The organism is Variovorax sp. YR752, assembly GCF_943372545.1.
On record NZ_CALRZC010000162.1, the window covers coordinates 1 to 20,059 of the forward strand.

18 protein-coding genes, 1 tRNA gene and 1 pseudogene are annotated in these 20,059 nt (G+C 69.1%); 16 read left to right on the top strand and 4 right to left on the bottom strand.

The window, feature by feature from the left end; genetic code table 11:
- The 12 genes from AAG801_RS28875 to AAG801_RS28930 form a co-directional block, all read left to right on the top strand.
- On the top strand, nt 1-328 hold a 328-nt coding region (locus AAG801_RS28875), incomplete at its 5' end, for a His/Gly/Thr/Pro-type tRNA ligase C-terminal domain-containing protein (protein WP_341891484.1).
- Nucleotides 329-367: 39 nt separating this feature from the next.
- Nucleotides 368-1,045: a tetratricopeptide repeat protein gene (locus tag AAG801_RS28880; protein WP_341891485.1), complete on the top strand. Its 678-nt coding sequence runs from the start codon at nt 368-370 to the stop codon at nt 1,043-1,045.
- On the top strand, nt 1,042-2,172 hold the full coding sequence (gene bamB / locus AAG801_RS28885) for an outer membrane protein assembly factor BamB (protein ID WP_341891486.1): 1,131 nt from the start codon (nt 1,042-1,044) through the stop codon (nt 2,170-2,172). Before AAG801_RS28880 ends, bamB begins: the two co-directional genes overlap by 4 nt.
- 22 nt (nt 2,173-2,194) lie before the next feature.
- Nucleotides 2,195-3,526, top strand: coding sequence for a ribosome biogenesis GTPase Der (der, locus tag AAG801_RS28890; RefSeq protein ID WP_341891487.1), 1,332 nt, complete (start codon nt 2,195-2,197; stop codon nt 3,524-3,526).
- 100 nt (nt 3,527-3,626) lie between these two features.
- Entirely contained in the window at nt 3,627-3,869 is a 243-nt protein-coding gene (gene hfq / locus AAG801_RS28895; protein WP_341891488.1) for an RNA chaperone Hfq, read from the top strand.
- Nucleotides 3,866-5,125: a GTPase HflX gene (gene hflX / locus AAG801_RS28900; protein WP_341891489.1), complete on the top strand. Its 1,260-nt coding sequence runs from the start codon at nt 3,866-3,868 to the stop codon at nt 5,123-5,125. The genes hfq and hflX overlap by 4 nt, the downstream gene beginning before the upstream one ends.
- Complete coding sequence (gene hflK, locus AAG801_RS28905) at nt 5,122-6,354, top strand: FtsH protease activity modulator HflK (RefSeq protein WP_341891490.1); 1,233 nt, start codon at nt 5,122-5,124, stop codon at nt 6,352-6,354. Before hflX ends, hflK begins: the two co-directional genes overlap by 4 nt.
- 21 nt (nt 6,355-6,375) lie before the next feature.
- Nucleotides 6,376-7,275 carry a protease modulator HflC gene (hflC, locus tag AAG801_RS28910; RefSeq protein WP_341891491.1) on the top strand — a complete coding sequence of 300 codons (900 nt, stop codon included), beginning with the start codon at nt 6,376-6,378 and terminating at the stop codon, nt 7,273-7,275.
- A gap of 6 nt (nt 7,276-7,281) precedes the next feature.
- Nucleotides 7,282-7,482, top strand: a complete 201-nt coding sequence (locus AAG801_RS28915) for a DUF2065 domain-containing protein (RefSeq protein WP_341891492.1) — start codon at nt 7,282-7,284, stop codon at nt 7,480-7,482.
- 64 nt (nt 7,483-7,546) lie between these two features.
- Nucleotides 7,547-8,704 carry an ATP phosphoribosyltransferase regulatory subunit gene (locus AAG801_RS28920; RefSeq protein ID WP_341891493.1) on the top strand — a complete coding sequence of 386 codons (1,158 nt, stop codon included), beginning with the start codon at nt 7,547-7,549 and terminating at the stop codon, nt 8,702-8,704.
- A 43-nt stretch (nt 8,705-8,747) separates the two neighbouring features.
- Complete coding sequence (locus tag AAG801_RS28925; protein ID WP_341891494.1) at nt 8,748-10,088, top strand: adenylosuccinate synthase; 1,341 nt, start codon at nt 8,748-8,750, stop codon at nt 10,086-10,088.
- Between the two features lie 43 nt (nt 10,089-10,131).
- A complete protein-coding gene (locus tag AAG801_RS28930) occupies nt 10,132-10,653 on the top strand; it encodes a phosphoribosyltransferase family protein (protein WP_298827716.1) in 522 nt (173 codons plus the stop codon).
- Between the two features lie 93 nt (nt 10,654-10,746).
- On the opposite strand, the gene AAG801_RS28935 is transcribed toward AAG801_RS28930, so the two are convergent.
- A tRNA-Leu gene (locus tag AAG801_RS28935) sits at nt 10,747-10,831 on the bottom strand.
- 7 nt (nt 10,832-10,838) lie between these two features.
- Here AAG801_RS28935 and rnr point away from each other — a divergent pair.
- A pseudogene (gene rnr, locus AAG801_RS28940) lies at nt 10,839-13,112 on the top strand (ribonuclease R); the annotation flags it as partial.
- A 7-nt stretch (nt 13,113-13,119) separates the two neighbouring features.
- Here the strand turns inward: rnr and AAG801_RS28945 are convergent.
- From AAG801_RS28945 to AAG801_RS28955, 3 genes are read right to left on the bottom strand one after another with little or no spacing between them, the layout of a single operon-like run.
- Entirely contained in the window at nt 13,120-14,610 is a 1,491-nt protein-coding gene (locus AAG801_RS28945; RefSeq protein WP_341891495.1) for an NAD(P)H-hydrate dehydratase, read from the bottom strand.
- A 14-nt stretch (nt 14,611-14,624) separates the two neighbouring features.
- Nucleotides 14,625-15,968: an FAD-dependent oxidoreductase gene (locus tag AAG801_RS28950; protein ID WP_341891496.1), complete on the bottom strand. Its 1,344-nt coding sequence runs from the start codon at nt 15,966-15,968 to the stop codon at nt 14,625-14,627.
- A gap of 1 nt (nt 15,969) precedes the next feature.
- Nucleotides 15,970-17,316: an amidase gene (locus AAG801_RS28955; protein ID WP_341891497.1), complete on the bottom strand. Its 1,347-nt coding sequence runs from the start codon at nt 17,314-17,316 to the stop codon at nt 15,970-15,972.
- Between the two features lie 162 nt (nt 17,317-17,478).
- On the opposite strand from AAG801_RS28955, the gene rpsB reads away from it, so the two are divergent.
- From rpsB to pyrH, 3 genes are all read left to right on the top strand, one after another.
- The gene (rpsB, locus tag AAG801_RS28960; protein WP_341891498.1) at nt 17,479-18,222 is read left to right on the top strand and encodes a 30S ribosomal protein S2; all 744 of its coding nucleotides are present in this window, start codon (nt 17,479-17,481) and stop codon (nt 18,220-18,222) included.
- Between the two features lie 130 nt (nt 18,223-18,352).
- A complete protein-coding gene (gene tsf, locus AAG801_RS28965; protein WP_341891499.1) occupies nt 18,353-19,249 on the top strand; it encodes a translation elongation factor Ts in 897 nt (298 codons plus the stop codon).
- 84 nt (nt 19,250-19,333) lie between these two features.
- The gene (pyrH, locus tag AAG801_RS28970) at nt 19,334-20,044 is read left to right on the top strand and encodes a UMP kinase (protein ID WP_341891500.1); all 711 of its coding nucleotides are present in this window, start codon (nt 19,334-19,336) and stop codon (nt 20,042-20,044) included.
- Nucleotides 20,045-20,059: the final 15 nt, after the last annotated feature.

The following is a 20,059-nucleotide window of genomic DNA, read 5'->3' on the forward strand; positions in this document are numbered from 1 at the left end:
GGAAGAGCTCGGCGTCGTGCCGCCGCCGGCGCCGCCGCGCATCTACGCGATCATTCCCTCGCCGGCCGCGCTGGTGCCGGCGATGGTCGTCATCGAGGCGCTTCGCGCGGCCGGCATCGCGGTGCTGATGAACGCCGGCTTCGCCGGCATGAAATCGCAGTTCAAGCGCGCGGACGCGAGCGGTGCACGCTATGCCCTGATCTTCGGCGACGACGAGATCGCCCGCGGCGAGGTTGCGCTGAAGGACCTGCGCGACGCCGCCGCCGCGCAGCGCAGCCTGCCGCTGGCCGGTGCGGCCGCCTGGGCGGCAGACCTCGCCACCGCATAATCCCGCCTTTCCGACGATCTCCGACGCATCGCATCCGCCATGGCCACCCATCTCGATCTCGAAGAACAAGAACAGCTCGACCAGCTCAAGGCGTTCTGGAAGCAGTACGGCAACCTGATCACCTGGGGCTTGACCCTGGTGCTGGCCGGCTTCGCCGCATGGAACGGCTGGAACTGGTGGCAGCGCGACCAGGCCGTCAAGGCGGCGGCGATGTTCGACGAGCTGGAGAAGGCGGCGACCGCCGGCGAGGCGAGCAAGGCGGCCGGCATCTTCAGGGACCTGCAGGAACGCTACCCGCGCACGGCGTACGCACAGCAGGGCGGGCTGGTCGCCGCCAAGGTGCAGTTCGAGAAGGGCCAGGCCGATGAGGCCGCGGTCAGCCTGGCCTGGGTGGCCGGCAACGCCAAGGAAGACGAGTACCAGACGGTGGCGCGGCTGCGCCTGGCCGGCCTGCTGGCCGACCAGAAGAAGTTCGACGAGGCGCTCAAGCAGCTCGACGGTGCGACGGCCAAGGAGTTCGAGGCGCTGGTCGCCGACCGCCGCGGCGACATCCTGCTCGCCCAGGGCAAGACCGACGAGGCCAGGGCCGCCTTCAGGAAGGCCTGGGACACGATGGACCCGAAGGTCGAGTACCGCCGGCTGATCGACGCCAAGCTGACCTCGATGGGCGCCGCGCCGCCGGCCGAAGCGCCGCAGACCGCCGGAGCCGCCAAGTGACGGTAGGCCGCTACCGCGCTGGCCGCTGGCTGGGCGGCGCGCTCGCCGTGTGGCTGGCCGCCTGCTCGAGCGCACCGGAGCGCCCCAAGCCGCAGCCGCTGGAGCCCATCTCCGCGCCGATCGCCGGCCGGCAGGTGTGGTCGCAGGGCATCGGCGATGTGGACTTTCCGCTCGCCGTGGCGGTGAACGACGGTGTCTTCACCGTGGCCAGCGGCAATGGCACGGTGGCGGCATTGCAGGCCGACACTGGCCGAGAGATCTGGCGCACCAGCGTTGACGGACGCATCGTCGCCGGCGTGGGCAGCGACGGCCGCTTCGCGGCGGTGGTGACGCGCGAGGGCGATCTGGTCGTGCTCGACGGCGGCAAGCCGCTGTGGCGCAAGGCCGTCGGCACCAAGGTCGTGACCGCGCCGCTGGTGGCGGGCGAGCGTGTCTTCGTGCTCGGTGTGGACCGGCGCATCGTCGCCTTCGACGTGCTCGACGGCCGCAAGCTGTGGTCGCTGCAGCGACCCGGCGAGCCGCTGACGCTGGCGCAGGGCGGTGTGCTGGCACCGTTCAAGAACACCTTGCTGGTCGGCCAGGGGCCACGGCTGGCCGGGCTCGACCCGCTGAACGGCTCGGTGCGCTGGGAGGTGCCGGTCGCTTCGCCGCGTGGCACCAACGAGGTCGAGCGCCTCGCCGACCTGATCTCGCCCCTGCTGCGCGTGGGCGACAGCGTCTGCATGCGCGCCTTCCAGTCCGCCGTGGGCTGCGTCAACGCCGAACGCGGCACGCTGCAGTGGACCAAGACGGTCGGTGGCACCGAGGGTGTGTCGGGCAACGATCAATTCGTGGTCGGCGCCGATGCGTCGGATCGCCTGACTGCCTGGCGCACCGCCTCTGGCGAGGTCGCCTGGACCTCCGAGAAGCTGCTCTACCGCGGCCTCGGGGCGCCGCTGGTGGTCGGCCCGACGGCAGCGTTCGTCGACGCCGAAGGCATGGTGCACTGGCTGTCGGTCGACAAGGGCGAGCCGCTGCTGCGGCTGGCGACCGACCGCTCCGGCCCGGCCGCCGCGCCGGTGGTGTCCGGCACGACGCTGCTGGTCGTCACCCGCAACGGCGGGCTGTTCGCCTTCCGCCCGAACTGAGCGGTCAGCCCGGAACGCGTCGATGAAACCCGTCATCGCCCTGGTCGGGCGCCCCAACGTGGGCAAGTCGACGCTGTTCAATCGCATGACGAAGAGCCGCGACGCGATCGTCGCCGACTTCGCCGGGCTGACGCGCGACCGCCACTACGGCGACGGACGCATCGGCGAGCGCGAGTTCATTGCCGTCGACACCGGTGGCTTCGAGCCGACGGCCGAGTCCGGCATCGTCAAGGAGATGGCCAAGCAGACCCGCCAGGCCGTCGCCGAAGCGGACGCCGTGATCTTCGTCGTCGACGTGCGCGGCGGGCTGTCCGCGCAGGACCACGACATCGCGAAGTTCCTGCGTACCACCGGCAAGAAGGTGGTGCTGGCGGCCAACAAGGCCGAGGGCATGGTCGAGTCGCCGCTGCTCGGCGAGTTCTACGAGCTGGGCCTGGGCGAGCCGCACCCGGTGTCGGCCGCGCACGGGCAGGGCGTGCGCAGCCTGACCGAGGCGGCGCTCGCCGATTTCCCTTTCGACGAGGACGCGGACGCCGAGCCCGATCCCGACGCGCCGATCCGCCTGGCGGTGGCCGGCCGTCCCAACGTCGGCAAGTCGACGCTGATCAACACCTGGCTGGGCGAGGAGCGCCTGGTCGCCTTCGACCTGCCGGGCACGACACGCGACGCGATCCACGTGCCCTTCGAGCGCCACGGCCAGAAGTTCGAGCTGATCGACACCGCCGGCCTGCGCCGCAAGGGCAAGGTGTTCGAGACGATCGAGAAATTCTCGGTGGTCAAGACGCTGCAGGCCATCGCCGACGCCAACGTGGTGCTGCTGCTGCTCGACGCGACCCAGGGCGTGACCGACCAGGACGCGCACATCGCCGGCTACATCCTGGAAAGCGGGCGTGCCGTGGTGCTGGCGGTCAACAAGTGGGACGCCGTCGATGACTACCAGAAGCAGACCCTGCAACGTTCGATCGAACAGCGCCTGGCCTTCTTGAAATTCGCGCCCTTGCTCCACATCTCTGCCACGAAGCGACAGGGCCTTGGCCCGGTGTGGAAGGCGATCGCCGATGCGCATGCCTCGGCGACGCGCAAGATGCCCACGCCGGTGCTGACGCGCCTGCTGCACGAGGCGGTGGAACACCAGACTCCGAAGCGGGCCGGCATGTTCCGTCCGAAGTTGCGTTATGCCCACCAGGGCGGGATGAACCCGCCGATCGTCGTCATCCACGGAAATTCGCTCGAGCACGTGACCGATTCGTACAAGCGCTTCCTCGAAGGCCGCTTCCGCGAGCACTTCAAGCTGGTCGGCACGCCGCTGCGCATCGAAATGCGCTCGTCGCGGAACCCGTTCGACGAGAAGTGATCGGAACGACTGATCACAAGGTCAATGCGGGGATTCCATCAGGGCGCGGAAGCGCTGTGTTAACGTCCCCTTCCTACGAACTTTCATCACGGAGCATATCGTGAGCAACAAAGGGCAACTCCTACAAGACCCGTTCCTGAACCTGCTTCGCAAGGAGCATGTGCCGGTTTCGATCTACCTGGTCAACGGCATCAAGCTGCAGGGCCACATCGAGTCCTTCGATCAGTACGTGGTCCTGTTGCGCAACACCGTCACGCAGATGGTCTACAAGCATGCGATCTCCACCGTCGTGCCAGGCCGTGCGGTGAACTTCCACGCCAACGAATCGACCGAGCAGGCTTGAGTTCCCAGCAAGCCATCGTCGCCGCCGGCGGCCCGCCGCGGGCCATCCTCGTCGGGGTCGATTTCGGCGGCCGTGGCCCCTTCGACGCGTCGCTCGACGAACTCGCACTGCTGGCCGAGTCGGCCGGCGACGAGCCGGTGGCGCGCATCATCGCGCGCCGCAAGGCTCCAGATCCGGCGTTGTTCGTCGGCTCCGGCAAGGCCGACGAGATCAAGGCGCTGGTCGAAGGGCACCGCGCCGAAGCTGTGCTGTTCGACCAGGCGCTCTCGCCCGCGCAGCAGCGCAACCTCGAGCAGCACCTGGGCTGTGCGGTCGCCGACCGCACGATGCTGATCCTGGAGATCTTCGCCGCGCGCGCGCAAAGCCACGAGGGCAAGCTGCAGGTCGAACTGGCGCGGCTGCAGTACCTCGCCACCCGACTGGTGCGCCGCTGGAGCCACCTGGAGCGCCAGCAAGGCGGCATCGGCACGCGCGGCGGCCCCGGCGAAGCGCAGATCGAGCTCGACCGGCGCATGATCGACGAGCGCATCAAGACGGTGAAGCGCCGCCTCGAGACCGTCAAGAAGCAGCGCAAGACGCAGCGCCGTGCTCGTGAGCGCAACCAGACCTTCCGCGTCTCGCTGGTCGGCTACACCAATGCCGGCAAGTCGACGCTGTTCAATGCGCTGGTCAAGGCGCGCAGCTATGCGGCCGACCAGCTGTTCGCGACGCTGGACACCACGACCCGCCAGCTCTACCTCGAAGAGGCCGGGCGGGCGGTGTCGCTGTCCGACACCGTCGGCTTCATCCGCGACCTGCCGCACAAGCTGGTCGAGGCCTTCGAGGCCACGCTGCAGGAGGCGGCCGACGCCGACCTGCTCTTGCACGTGGTCGACTGCGCCAGCCCGGTGCTCGACGAGCAGATGGCCGAGGTCGAGCGCGTGCTCGAGGACATCGGCGCCGCGCAGATTCCGCAGGTGCTGGTCTTCAACAAGGTCGACCGGCTCGAGGAGAGCCAGCGGCCGCGCATGCTGCGCGACCTGATCGAGCGCCCCGGCGGGCAGCGTGTGCCGCGGGTGTTCGTCAGTGCGCTGGATGGCACCGGCCTGGCCGAGTTGCGGCAGGTGCTGACCGAGGCCGTGCTCGGCACGGTTGCCGACGAGACATCGGCCTGGGCCGGCGACGTGCGCTTCGCGCCCGCTGCGGACACCGCGGCCGACACCGACACAGAGACGACGCCTTCCACCGGAACCTTCGATTCCCACTCCACACCATGAACCCCCTGCACGCCCTTCGCGTTGCGGCCGGACGGCTGCTCAGCAACGGTCGCAACGACGGCCCGCCCGACCTCGACGAACTCTGGCGCGACTTCAACCGCAAGCTTGGCGGCCTGTTCGGCGGCAAGGGCGGCGGCTCGCGCCCGGGCGGCCCGTCCGACGACGGCGGCGGCCCGAACAACTTCCAGCCCGACATGAAGAGCGCGGGCATCGGTGCCGGCCTGATCGCCGGCGTCGTCGCGCTGATCTGGCTGGGCAGCGGCTTCTTCATCGTGCAGGAAGGCCAGCAGGCGGTGGTCACCTCCTTCGGCAAGTTCAGCCACACGGCGGACGCCGGCTTCCAGTGGCGCATGCCGTATCCGTTCCAGGCCCACGAGACGGTCAGCGTGACGCAGCTGCGCTCGCGGGAAGTCGGTCGCAACGCCGTCATCCAGGCGACGGGCCTGCGCGATTCGTCGATGCTGACGCAGGACGAGAACATCATCGACATTCGCTTCACCGTGCAGTACCGGCTGAAGGACGCGCGTGCCTTCCTGTTCGAGAACCGCGATCCGGAAGAGGCGGTGACGCTGGCCGCCGAGTCGGCGGTGCGCGAGATCGTCGGCCGCACCAACATCGACGCGGTGCTGTACGAGCAGCGTGACGCGATCGCCGCCGAGCTGGTCAAGTCGATCCAGAACCAGCTCGACCGGCTGAAGACCGGCATCGTGATTGCGAACGTGAACATGCAGAGCGTGCAGCCGCCCGAGCAGGTGCAGGCGGCATTCGAGGACACCCTGAAGGCCGGCCAGGACGGCGACCGCCTGAAGAAGGAGGGCCTTGCCTACGCCAGCGACGTGATCCCGAAGGCGCAAGGTACGGCGGCACGACTGCGCGAAGAGGCCGAAGGCTACAAGGCCAGCGTGATCGCCCAGGCCGAGGGCGACGCGCAGCGCTTCAACCGGGTGCTCACCGAGTACCAGAAGGCGCCTGGCGTGACGCGCGACCGTCTCTACATCGAGACGATGCAGCAGGTCTACTCGAACGTCAGCAAGGTGATGGTCGACAGCCGCAACAACTCCAACCTGCTCTACCTGCCGCTGGACAAGCTGATCCAGCAGGCGGGTGGGACGACAGCCGCTCCGGCTGCCGCCGCCGCGCCGGCTGACGCCGGTACCGCGGCGGCCGCGGCGCAGGTCGACTCGCGTTCGCGCGATGGCCAGCGCAGCCGCGAGCGTGACACCCGCTGAGCCCCGAGGAGTACCCACAACATGAATCGAATCGGACTCATCGTCGGCATCGCGCTGCTGTTCCTGATGGCGGCTGCCTCCACGCTCTTCGTCGTCGACCAGCGCCAGGTGGCGGTGATCTACGCGCTCGGCGAGATCAAGGAAGTGATCACCGAACCGGGCCTGAAGGTCAAGTTGCCGCCGCCGTTCCAGAACGTCGTCTTCCTCGACCGCCGCATCCAGACGCTGGACAGCCCGGACACCCGGCCGATCTTCACCGCCGAGAAGAAGAGCCTGGTGATCGACTGGCTGGTGAAGTGGCGGGTTGCCGAGCCGCGCCAGTTCATCCGCAACAACGGCACCGACATGCGCAACCTCGAGACGCGCCTGGCCCCGGTGGTGCATGCGGCCTTCAACGAGGAGGTGACCAAGCGCACCGTCGGCGGCGTGCTGTCGATCGAGCGCGACAAGGTCATGCAGGACGTGCGCTCGCGCCTGGACGACGACGCCAAGTCCTTCGGCATCGAGATCCTCGACGTGCGCATCAAGCGCGTCGACTTCGTCGCCAACATCACCGACTCGATCTACAGCCGCATGCGCTCGGAGCGCCAGCAGGTGGCCAACCAGTTGCGTTCGACCGGCGGTGCCGAGGGCGAGAAGATCCGCGCCGACGCCGACCGCCAGCGCCAGATCATCGTTGCCGAGGCCTACCGCGACGCGCAGAAGGTCAAGGGCGACGGCGATGCGAAGGCGTCCGCGCTGTTCGCCGATGCCTTCGGCCGCGACCCGCAGTTCGCCGAGTTCTATCGCAGCCTCGAGGCCTATCGCGCCAGCTTCCGCAACAAGGGCGACGTGATGGTGCTCGACCCGAGCAGCGAGTTCTTCCGCGCGATGCGTGGCTCGTCGTCGGCGCCAGCGGCAGCGGCTCCCGCGAAGAAGTAGCGCCCGGTGAGCGCGGGCTTCTGGGACCTGTTGCTGGCCGCTGGTGCGTTGATGCTGGTGCTGGAGGGGTTGTTGCCCTTCTTCAGCCCGGCCGGCTGGCGGCGGCTGTTCGAGCAGGCGACGCGCCTGTCCGACGGACAGATCCGCTTTCTCGGACTGTCGAGCATGCTGCTCGGCGTGGTGCTGCTGCTGTTGTTCTGGAGTTGACCCAGACGCAGGGCAGGGTGGGGCGGCCGGTACAATCGCCTTTTTAATCCCCCGCGGTTTTCCCATGTCTTCTGCTTGGCTGCTGCCCGAGCACATTGCCGATGTCCTGCCCGCGCAGGCCAGACACATCGAGGAACTGCGGCGGGGTCTGCTCGACGTGGCGCGATCGTTCGGCTGCGAACTGGTCATGCCGCCGCTGATGGAGCACATCGAGTCGCTGCTCTCGGGCACCGGCCGTGACCTCGACCTGAAGACCTTCAAGCTGGTCGACCAGCTCAGCGGTCGCACCCTGGGCGTGCGTGCCGACGCCACGCCGCAGGTGGCACGCATCGACGCGCACCTGCTCAACCGCAGCGGCGTGACGCGGCTGTGCTACTGCGGCCCGGTGCTGCACACCCGCCCCTCCGGCATGCAGGCGACGCGCGAGCCGCTGCAGTTCGGCGCCGAGATCTACGGCCATGCCGGGCTGGAGGCGGATCTGGAAGTGCAGGACCTCGCACTCGATTGCCTGCGCGGCGCCGGCCTGGTCGAAGCGACGCTGGACCTGGCCGATGCGCGCATCGTTCGTGCGCTGCTCGACGGTGTGGACGGCGCACGGCGCTCCGACATCCAGGCGGCGCTGGCCGCCAAGGACGTGGCCGCACTGGGCGACCTGTGTGCCGGGCTGGCCGAACCGGTGCGCCGTGCGCTGTGTGCGCTGCCGGCCTTCTATGGCGGCGAGGAGGCCATCGCTGCCGCACGTGACGCGCTGCCGGCGCTGGCGCCGGTGCGCGCTGCACTCGATGACCTGACGACGCTGGCCCGCCATGCGCGGCAGGCGCACCCGGAGGTGCGTGTCGGCTTCGACCTGGCCGACGTTGGCGGCTCGGCCTACTACAGCGGCGCGCGCTTCGCGATCTACGCCAAAGGCTCGAGCGATGCGGTCGCGCGTGGCGGCCGCTATGACGAGGTCGGTGCGATCTTCGGCCGCAACCGGCCGGCGGTGGGTTTCAGCCTCGACCTGAAGGAGCTGGCGCAGCTGGTTCCGGGGCGTGGCGGCCGACCGGCCGTGCGCGCGCCCTGGTCGGAAGACGCCGGCCTGCGCGCCGCGGTGCGCCGGCTGCGCGAGCAGGGTGAGACGGTGGTGTGCATCCTGCCGGGGCACGACCACGAAGGCCAGGAGTTCGAGTGCGACCGCGAACTCGTCGCCGTGGCCAGCCAATGGGTGGTGCGCGCGCTGTGAGCGCCGCCTGCTCGCGTATCAGCAGTTTCGAGTGAATCCCGACATGCAGCACAACATCGATCCGAGCGCCGGTCACAACGTCGTCGTCGTCGGCACCCAGTGGGGCGACGAAGGCAAGGGCAAGGTGGTGGACTGGCTCACCGACCACGCCGAGGCGGTGGTGCGTTTCCAGGGTGGCCACAACGCCGGCCACACGCTGGTCATCAAGGGCGTGAAGACCGCGCTGCAGCTGATTCCCTCGGGGATCATGCGCGACGGCGTGGCCTGCTTCATCGGCAACGGCGTGGTGGTCGACCCGACGCACCTGCTGTCCGAGATCGAGCGGCTCGAAGGCATCGGTCTGGAGGTGCGCTCGCGGCTGTTCGTCAGCGAGTCCTGCCCGCTGATCCTGCCCTTCCACGTCGAGGTGGACCGCGCCCGCGAGGCGCTGCGCGAGACCAGCGGCGCCGGCAAGATCGGCACGACCGGCAAGGGCATCGGCCCGGCGTATGAAGACAAGGTGGCTCGCCGCGCGCTGCGCGTGCAGGACCTGAAGCACCCCGAGCGCTTCGCGGCCAAGCTGCGCGAACTGCTGGCCCTGCACAACGTGGCGCTGTCGGGCTACCTGAAGTCCGAGCCGCTGGAGTTCCAGCCGATCTACGACCTGGCGATGAAGGTGGCCGAGCAGCTCAAGCCGATGATGGCCGACGTCGGCTACATGCTGCACACCATCAACCGGCGCGGCGGCAACATCCTCTTCGAAGGCGCGCAGGGCACGCTGCTGGACATCGACCACGGCACCTATCCGTACGTCACCTCGAGCAACTGCGTGGCTGGCAATGCGGCGGCGGGCTCGGGCGTCGGCCCGGACATGCTGCACTACATCCTCGGCATCACCAAGGCGTACACGACGCGCGTGGGCAGCGGGCCGTTCCCGAGCGAACTGCCGATGGACGAACCGGGAACCGTGGGCCATCACCTGTCGACGGTCGGCCAGGAGCGCGGCACGGTCACCGGCCGTCCGCGCCGCTGCGGCTGGCTGGACGCCGCAGCGCTGAAGCGCTCGATCATCATCAACGGCATCTCGGGCCTGTGCATCACCAAGCTCGATGTGCTCGACGGGCTGGCCGAGATCAAGGTCTGCGTCGGCTACGAACTGCATGGCAAGCGCATCGACATCCTGCCGCTGGACGCCGACGACGTGGCCGCCTGCGTGCCGATCTACGACAGCTTCCCCGGCTGGACCGAGACCACCTTCGGCGTGACCGAGTGGGACAAGCTGCCGCTGAACGCGCGCCGCTACCTCGAACGGGTGCAGCAGTTCATCGGCGCGCCGATCGACATGGTCTCGACCGGCCCGGACCGCGTGCACACCATCCTGCTCAAGCACCCGTATCGCGGTTGATTGATATCCGCGCCGCGGCCCCCATTTCATCTGGAGCGCCTTCATGCTGACCGACGACGGCAAACACCTTTACGTCTCCTGGGACGAGTACCACATGCTGATCGAGCGCCTGGCGCTGAAGGTGCATGCGTCGGGCTGGGATTTCGACCAGATCCTGTGCCTGGCGCGCGGCGGCATGCGGCCGGGCGACGTGCTGTCGCGGGTGTTCGACAAGCCGCTGGCGATCATGTCGACGAGTTCGTACCGGGCCGAGGCCGGCACCATCCAGGGCCGCCTGGACATGGCGAAGTACATCACGCTGCCCAAGGGTGAACTGGCCGGCCGTGTGCTGCTGGTCGACGATCTGGCCGACTCGGGCGTGACGCTGCGTGCAGTGGTGGACCGGCTGCGCGGCATGCCCTCGATCAGCGAGTTGCGCTCGGCAGTCATCTGGACCAAGGGCGTGTCGAGCTACACACCCGACTACTACGTCGAACTGCTGCCCACCAGCCCGTGGATCCACCAGCCGTTCGAGGAGTACGACGAACTGCGCCCGGAAGGCCTGGCGAAGAAGTTCGTCATCTGAGCCGCCGGCCTGAAAGCCGCTCCCACAAGCAAAAAGGCCAGCGCGGTTGCGCTGGCCTTCTCTTCAGTCTGTCTCTTCACTCTGTCTATCATCTGGTGCCCAGGAAGGGACTCGAACCCCCACGGTGTTACCCGCTAGTACCTGAAACTAGTGCGTCTACCAATTCCGCCACCTGGGCATTTCAGGAAGTCTTGGATCATATCATCAAAACAAACCAACACTCAACTTCCCCCGCCGTCGGCGCCGAACTGATGAGCGAAGTCGAGGGCACGGTGCAAGGGCACCGCGACGGCCACGGCTTCCTCGTGCGCGACGACCGCCAGCCCGACGTCTACCTGTCGCAGCAGGAGATGCGCGCGGTGCTGCACCGCGACCGCGTCAAGGTGCGGGTCATCCGCTACGACCGCAAGGGCCGGCCCGAAGGCCGCATCCTCGAGATCCTCGAGCGCCGCAAGGCACCGATCATCGGCCGGCTGCTGCACGAAGGCGGCATCTGGCTGGTTGCGCCGGAAGACAAGCGCTACGGCCAGGACATCATGATCCCGAAGAACGCGATCGCGAATGCGACCGCGGGCCAGGTGGTCGCGATCGAGCTGACCGAGACGCCATCGATGTATTCGCAGCCGGTCGGCCGTGTCACCGAGGTGCTCGGCGAGATCGATGACCCCGGCATGGAGATCGAGATCGCGGTGCGCAAGTACGAGGTGCCGCACCGCTTCTCGCCCGAGACCCTGGCGCAGGCCGCGGCGCTGCCGGAGAAGATCCGCGCCGCTGACCGCAAGCACCGCATCGACCTCACCGACGTGCCGCTGGTCACCATCGATGGCGAGGACGCACGCGACTTCGACGATGCCGTCTACTGCGAGCCCGCCAAGGTCGGCCGGGGCAAGGGCTGGCGCCTGATCGTCGCGATTGCCGACGTCAGCCACTACGTGAAGCCGGGCGAGCCGCTCGACGAGGACGCCTACGAGCGCGCCACCTCGGTGTACTTCCCGCGCCGCGTCATTCCGATGCTGCCGGAGAAGATCTCCAACGGCCTGTGCTCGCTGAACCCGAACGAGGACCGCCTCGCGATGGTCTGCGACATGCTGGTCACGACCACCGGCGAGGTGCATGCCTACCAGTTCTTTCCAGCGGTGATCTGCTCGCACGCACGCTTCACCTACACCGAGGTGGCGGCGATCCTGGGCAACACACGCGGGCCCGAGGCGGCACGGCGTGCGGATCTGGTGCCGCACCTGGTGCACCTGCACGAGGTCTACCGTGCGCTGCTGAAGGAGCGCGGCAAACGCGGCGCGATGGACTTCGAGAGCACCGAGACGCAGATCGTCTGCGACGAGAACGGCCGCATCGAGAAGATCGTGCCGCGCACGCGCAACGACGCGCACCGGCTGATCGAGGAGGCGATGCTCGCTGCCAACGTCTGCTCGGCCGACTTCATCGCACGCGCCAAGCATCCGTCGCTGTACCGCGTGCACGAGGGCCCGACGCCGGAGAAGCGCACGCTGCTGCAGAACTACCTGAAGGCGCTGGGCCTCGGCCTGTCGGTCAGCGACGATCCGCAACCCAAGGAGTACCAGGCGATTGCGGCGGCGGTGAAGGACCGGCCCGATGCGCTGCAGATCCACACCATGCTGCTGCGCTCGATGCAGCAGGCGATCTACACCGGCACCAACGCCGGCCACTTCGGCCTGGCCTACGAGGCCTACACCCACTTCACCAGCCCGATCCGCCGCTACCCCGATCTGCTGGTGCACCGCGTGATCAAGGCGCTGCTGCACGGCAAGCGCTACCACCTGCTCAGCGGCAAGTTCGAGGAGGCGCCGAAGGTGCGCCACGCCGGCAAGGCGCAGCGCGCGCCGAACCAGGAACTCGAGCACTGGGAGGCTGCCGGCGCCCACTGCAGCACCAACGAGCGCCGCGCCGACGAGGCCTCGCGTGACGTCGAGGCGTGGCTGAAGTGCCGCTACATGCGCGAGCATCTCGGCGAGGAATTCGCCGGCACGGTCAGCGCAGTGACCGGCTTCGGCCTGTTCGTGACGCTGGATTCGCTGTACGTCGAGGGCCTGGTGCACATCACCGAGCTCGGCGGCGAGTACTACCGCTTCGACGAGGTGCGCCAGGAACTGCGCGGCGAGCGCAGCGGCGTGCGCTACATCGTCGGGGCGCGCGTGCGCGTGCAGGTCAGCCGCGTCGACCTCGATGGCCGGCGCATCGATTTCCGCATGGTGCGCGAGGGCGAGGACGATGCGGCGCGGCTGCGCGCGCGACGTGAACGCGCGCCCGACCGCAACGAAAGTGCCGCCGAGGAACTGGCGCGCGTGAAGTCGGCCGACCGCGCCACCAAGGCGGCGACCAAGGCCAAGAGCCGCGGCGGCAAGTCGGCGCACCCGGTCAAGGCGGCCAAGTCGACGGCGCGCAAGGCGTCGTCGGCCGCGCGGGGTGCCAAGCGGCGCTGAGGCGGGCTCAGTGCTCGGGCGGCAGCGCCATCCGCTCGATCAGGTCGGCTGCGCGCAGCACGGGCAGGCCGGCGCGCTCGGCCGCCAGGCCGTGGCGCCACGTGCTGTGGATGGCGGCGTGGCGCGCACGGTCGGCCGGGTCGGACTCGTCGCGTTGCGACCAGTCTCCGCCGATCCAGCCGGCGAGCACGTCGCCGGTGCCGGCCGTGGCCAGTGCGGCGTTGCCGCTGCTGTTGATGTGCGCAGCGCTCCCGGGTGCAGCGATCACCGTACCCGAGCCCTTGAGAACGACCACGGCGGCGAAGGCGTTGGCAAGTTCGCGGGCTGCGCCCAGCCGGTCCGATTGCACCTCGGCCGCCGTGCGGCCGAGCAGCCGGGCTGCCTCCAGCGGGTGGGGGGTCAGCACGGTGGCCCGACCGCGGCGCGATCGGAGCAATCGGTGCAGTGAGTCATCGGCCGCGATCGCGTTGAGGGCGTCGGCATCCAGCACCAGGCGGCCCGCCGCGCTCAACAGGCGCGGCAGCAGGGGGCGCACTGCATCACCGCCCCCGCACCCGCACACGACGGTGCTGCGCTCCAGCATCGTGGTGTCGACCTGCGACGACCAGCCTCGGCGCAGCATCAGTTCCGGGCGCGCCGGGTCGAGCGTGGCCGCGTCGGGATCGAGCAGTTCGACATAGACACGGCCCGCACCGGCCGCCAGGGCCGCGCGTGCCGCCAGCAGCGCTGCGCCAGCCAGGCCGCGTGCGCCGCCGACCACGGCGACATCGCCGAAGCTGCCCTTGTGCTGCGCGTGACGTCGCGCGGGCGCCGACGCGGCATCGGCGCCACCGAGCCGGGCGTCTGGCGTCTCGAACTGCAGGTCCACGCCGAGCCCGTCGAACCACACGCTGCCGGCGTGGTCGCGCCCGGCGCCGGTGAAGAGCCCTGGCTTGAGAGTCAGCAGGCTCAGCGTGTGCTGCGCCTGCACGCAGTCGCCGAGCGCTTGCCCGCTGTGGGCATCGAGGCCGGAGGGCAGGTCGATCGACAGCACCGGGCAGGGCAGGCCGCGCAGATTGCGGATCGCTTCGCGCAGGGCACCTTCGACGGGGCGGCTGGCGCCGATGCCGAGCAGGGCGTCGAGGGCCAGGTCGGCAGCGTTCAGCGGCATCGTGGGCGTCGGCACGATGGACACGCCGGCGTCCCGCGCACGGGCCAGCGCATCTCGGGCGTCGTCGGCCGATGGTTCCGCGAGCAGCACCACCTCGACCGACTTGCCCGCGTGCATCAGATGGATCGCCGCATCGAGGCCGTCACCGCCGTTGTTGCCTGTGCCGGCCAGCACGCGCACCACGCGCGCATGCGGGGCGAGGGCGAGGGCGAGCCGAGCCACTGCGGAACCGGCACGCTGCATCAGCGCGTGTGGCGGCAGGGTGGCCGACGCAGCCGCTTCGATGCGCCGCGTCTGAGCGACGTCGAACAGCGGCTGGTCCGGGCTGAGTACGGTGAGGCGTCGCATCGACTGCGAGCGTATCAGCGCAGCCGGGCGATCCCCAGGCCTTCCAGGCTGATCGGTGCCTCGCGCCCGGCCATCGCTTGCGCGAGCGCAAACGCCGATCCGCAGGACAGTGCCCAGCCGCTGGAGCCGTGGCCGAGGTTGAGCCAGACGCCTTCGATGCCGCTGGCGCCGAGCACCGGGGGGCCGTCGGGCAGCATCGGCCGTGCGCCCTTCCAGCGCTGCACCTGGCTCATGCGGCCGGCGCCCGGAAACCAGTCGTTGAGCACCTTGTAGAGTGTGTCCAGGGCAGCTGTGTCGTACTTCTCCAGGGTGCCGCCCAGCTCGGCGCTGCCGGAGACGCGGATGCGCTGGCCGATGCGGCTGATCGCCACCTTGTAGCGCTCGTCCATCAGCGCGGCCCGCGGCGCGCGCTCGGAGGGCAGGTCGTCGGGCCGCAGCGGTGCGGTGATCGAGTAGCCATGCACCGCGCGCAGCGGCAGCTTCAGGCCGAGCGGGCGCAGCAGTTCCGGCGCGCCCATCGCCGCGCAGACGACCACGGCGTCGAAGTCCTCGCCGATCGGCTCGAGCGGTGCGGGCTCGGTGGAGGGGCCGCCGTTGCTCGTCGAAGCGGGTTCGATCAGCAACTGCGTCGACTCGGCCGGCGGCATGTAGCGGTGCACGACCTGCGGCGTGCGCCCGGGCACCAGCCGCTGCACCTGCGTGTGGAAGCACCAGCGCACGCCGAGCTTCTGCGCCTCGGTGCGCAGCAGGTGGGCGAACTGCCGGCAGTTGCCGACTTCGTCGTCGGGCAGGTGGATGCCGGCGTGGAGCGTGGTGTCCGGGTTGAGGCCGGGCTCGATCTCACGGCAGCGCGGCGCATCGACCAGGTGGAAGCGGCCGCCCAGTTCGGTGAGCAGCTTGAGGCCGGGGCGAGCGGCAGCGAGGTCCGCGGGGCTGCGCAGCAGCACGAGGTAGCCGGTCTCGTGCTCGAACTCGAGCTGCAACGTGTGCATCAGCGCGTGCAGCCGGCTGCGGCTGAACACCGCGAGGCGCTGCATGCGCGTTCGGTTCGCCTGCCAGGTCTCGGGGCGGCAGGCGCGCCACCAGCGCCACAGCCATGCGAGCAGGGCCGGATCGAGGCTCGCGTGCAAGCGCACCGCGGCATGGCGCTCGAACAGCATGCGCAGCACCTTGCCGGGCATGCCGGGCGCCGCCCAGGGGGTGACATAGCCCGGCGCGATCACTCCTGCGTTGGCGAAACTGGTCTCGGCAGCGACGCTGCCGCGGCGCTCGAAGACGGTCACCTCATGGCCGTCGGCCGCGAGTTCGTAAGCCGTGGTGACGCCGACGATGCCGGCGCCGATGACTGCGACCCGCATGTCAGCGCCGCTGCGGCGCGGTCGCCGCCTGAATCGCCGCTTCGATGGCCAGGGACGCATCGAGCACCGCGTCGTCGCGCAGGGCCGCGCTCCACACCATCAGGCCGACCGGCATCTCGCCGTCGCGCTGGCATGGCAGCGAAAGCGCGCAGCCATCGAGGAAGTTGATTGCGCTCGGGTTTCTCAGCAGCAGGCCGTTGGCGGCGAAGAAGGCGTCGTCGCTGGCGACCAGCGGTGCGATGGGCGGCGCGACGATCGGCACGGTGGGGCTGAGCATGGCGTCGAACCGGGCGATCGCCGCTTCGGTGCGCGCGATCCAGTCGCGCCGTGCCCACATCAGCTCGACGTAGTCGGCCGCGCTCATCTTCTCGCCGCGGCGGATGCGCATCGCGACGCGCGGATCGTAGCGCTCGGCATCGGTGGTTAGGCGCCGTCGGTGCCAGGCCCAGCTCTCGGCCGCAGAGAAGCCGCCCGCGGCGTTGAGGCCGGCGAGTTCGGCCAGCGTCGGCAGCGCGATCTGCTCGATCGTGGCGCCGGCATCGCGCAGCACCGCCAGCGCGCGGTCGAACGCAGCAGCGACGGGCGGCTCCAGCGCATCGAGCATCAGCGTCGTCGGCACGCCCAGGCGCAGCGCCGGCAGCGGCTTGGCGGGCAGAGCGACACGACGCTGCGCCAGCACCTCGTGCAGCACGATCGCATCGCGCACCGAGCGGGTGATGGCACAGACGGTGTCGAGCGTCGTCGACAGGGGAATGGCTCCGTCGGTCGGAACCAGCCGAGCGGTGCTCTTGAACCCGACCAGGCCTTGCAGGGCTGCGGGGATGCGGATCGAGCCGCCGGTGTCCGAGCCGAGTGCCGCCCAGGCCGCACCGGCGGCGACGCTGACCGCGCCGCCCGAGGTCGACCCGCCGGGGATGCGCGGCGTGGGGTCCAGGCTGGCCGTGGCCACGTTCGCCGGCGTGCCGTGGTGCGGGTTGATGCCGACGCCCGAGAAGGCGAACTCGCTCATGTTCGTGCGACCGATGAACGCCGCACCAGCCGCACGCAGCCTCGCCACGGCCGGGCAGTCGGCCCGTGCCGGCGGCGCGGCGGACATCGCGGCGCTCGCAGCCTTCGTCGGCTCGCCGGCGACGTCGAACAGGTCCTTGATGCTGACCGCCAGCCCCACCAGGGGCGTGTCGCGCGATGCCGCGTCGGCCTGGGCGAGGGCGCTGTCGAACGAGGTCGAGAGGAAGGTGTGGCGGCAGGTGTCGCTGCGGGCGGCGGCAACGCTGCTTTCCATCGCGCTGCGCGCCGTCACGGCGCCGCTCGCGATACGCGCCCGGATGGCGCAGAGGTCGTCGACCATGTGGCGTGCTACAATCTTCGGGTTTGTCTGGGGGCTCACCCCGGATGAATCAATCGCGAAGCCGGCCACTGAAAGGTGTTGCGGCGCTGCTTTCGACCCAGGTGTGTCGTGAAGTGTCGCCGCGATTCGGGCCGGATTCTAGAACCAACCTTTGGAGTCCCTATGACGATCAGCATGCGTGAAATGCTGGAAGCCGGTGTGCACTTTGGCCACCAGACGCGCTTCTGGAATCCCAAGATGGCCCCGTACATCTACGGGCATCGCAACAAGATCCACATCATCAACCTCGAGAAGACGCAGCCGCTCTTCAACGAGGCCACCAAGTTCATCCGCCAGCTCGCTGCCCGCCGCGGCACGATCCTGATGATCGGCACCAAGCGCCAGGCACGCGAAGTCATCGCCCTGGAAGCGCAGCGCGCCGGCATGCCCTATGTCGACCAGCGCTGGCTCGGCGGCATGCTGACCAACTTCAAGACCGTCAAGGGTTCGCTGAAGAAGCTCAAGGACATGCAGGCCCAGATGGAGTCGGGCACCGAGATCCGCATCAAGAAGGAACAGCTGATGTTCCAGCGCGAACTCGCCAAGCTCGAGAAGGACATCGGCGGCATCCAGGACATGAACGCGCTGCCCGACGCGCTGTTCGTGATCGACGTCGGCTACCACAAGATCGCCGTCGCCGAGGCCAAGAAGCTGGGCATTCCCATCATCGGCGTGGTCGACTCGAACCACTCGCCCGAAGGCATCGACTACGTGATCCCGGGCAACGACGACTCGTCGAAGGCGGTGGCGCTGTATGCCCGTGCCGTGGCCGACGCCGTGCTCGAAGGCAAGGCCAACGCGACCACCGAGGTCGTCCAGTCCGCGGCCGGTGGCGACGAGTTCGTGGAAGTCGAGACCGCGGCCTGATCCGCGCGCCCCGACTCGCCCGCGGCGAGCCAAGAAAGGGGCTGATACAGCCCCTTTTTTTCGATGTGCTACACGCTTGATTGCTGCCGCGGCGAGAGTGCCGCGACAGCCCCATTGATGGAGAACTGATATGCCCGCAATCACCGCCAGCATGGTCGCCGAACTGCGCGCCAAGACCGACGCGCCGATGATGGAATGCAAGAAGGCCCTGACCGAGGCCGACGGCGACATGGGTCGCGCCGAGGAGATCCTGCGCGTCAAGCTCGGCAACAAGGCCGGCAAGGCGGCTGCCCGCATCACCGCCGAGGGCGTGATCGCCGCCGCGGTGGACGGCACCACCGGTGCGCTGATCGAGGTCAACTGCGAGACCGACTTCGTCTCGAAGAACGAATCCTTCCTGGCCTTCGTGAAGGCGGCGGCCGAACTGGTCGCCAAGAACAACCCGGCCGACGTGGCCGCGCTGTCGGCGCTGCCCTACGTGCAGGACGGCTTCGGCCCGACGCTGGAAGACGTGCGCAAGGGCCTGATCGGCAAGATCGGCGAGAACATGTCGATCCGCCGCTTCAAGCGCTACGCAGGTGGCGGCGCGCTGGCGCATTACCTGCACGGCACGCGCATCGGCGTGATGGTCGAGTACGCCGGCGACGGCGTGGCGGCCAAGGACGTCGCGATGCACGTGGCGGCGATGAAGCCGGCTGCGCTGTCGTCGGCCGAGGTGCCGGCCGAACTGGTCGAGAAGGAGCGCAAGATCGCCGCCGAGAAGGCCGCCGAGAGTGGCAAGCCGGCCGAGATCGTCGCCAAGATGGTCGACGGCTCGGTGCAGAAGTTCCTCAAGGAGGTCAGCCTGCTCGACCAGGTGTTCGTCAAGGCGGCCGACGGCAAGCAGACGGTCGGCGCGATGCTCAAGGGCGCCAAGACCGACGTGAAGGGCTTCACCCTGTACGTGGTCGGCGAGGGCATCGAGAAGAAGGTCGACGACTTCGCCGCCGAGGTGGCCGCGCAGGTCGCTGCTGCCAAGGGCGCCTGAGGCGCTTCGCCGGGGGCAGGAGAGGGCCCCCGGCGATTAGACTTGCGAGCCACGAGAACAGCACCGCGCCAGGAGCCCCACTGCATGCCCGCCTACAAACGTATCCTGCTGAAACTCTCCGGCGAAGCGCTGATGGGCGACGATGCCTACGGCATCAACCGCGCCACCATCGTGCGCATGGTGCGCGAGGTGCAGGAGGTGACCCAACTCGGCTGCGAGGTGGCGGTGGTGATCGGCGGCGGCAACATCTTCCGCGGCGTCGCCGGTGGATCGGTCGGCATGGACCGCGCCACGGCCGACTACATGGGCATGCTGGCCACGGTGATGAACTCGCTGGCTCTGGCCGACACGATGCGCCAGGAAGGCATGACGGCGCGCGTGATGTCGGCCATCGCCATCGAGCAGGTGGTCGAGCCCTACGTTCGGCCGAAGGCGCTGCAGTACCTGGAAGAAGGCAAGGTCGTGGTGTTCGCTGCCGGCACCGGCAACCCCTTCTTCACCACCGACACGGCGGCTGCGCTGCGCGGCGCCGAGATCGGCGCGCAGATCGTGCTCAAGGCGACCAAGGTCGACGGTGTCTACAGCGCCGACCCGAAGAAGGACCCGGACGCCACCCGTTACACGCAGATCAGCTTCGACGAGGCGATCTCGAAGAACCTGCAGGTGATGGACGCCACCGCCTTCGCGCTGTGCCGCGACCAGAAGCTGCCGATCAAGGTGTTTTCCATCTTCAAGCCCGGTGCGCTGAAGCGGGTGGTGCAGGGCGAGGACGAAGGTACGCTGGTGCACGTCTGACAGCGCCCGCGCAAA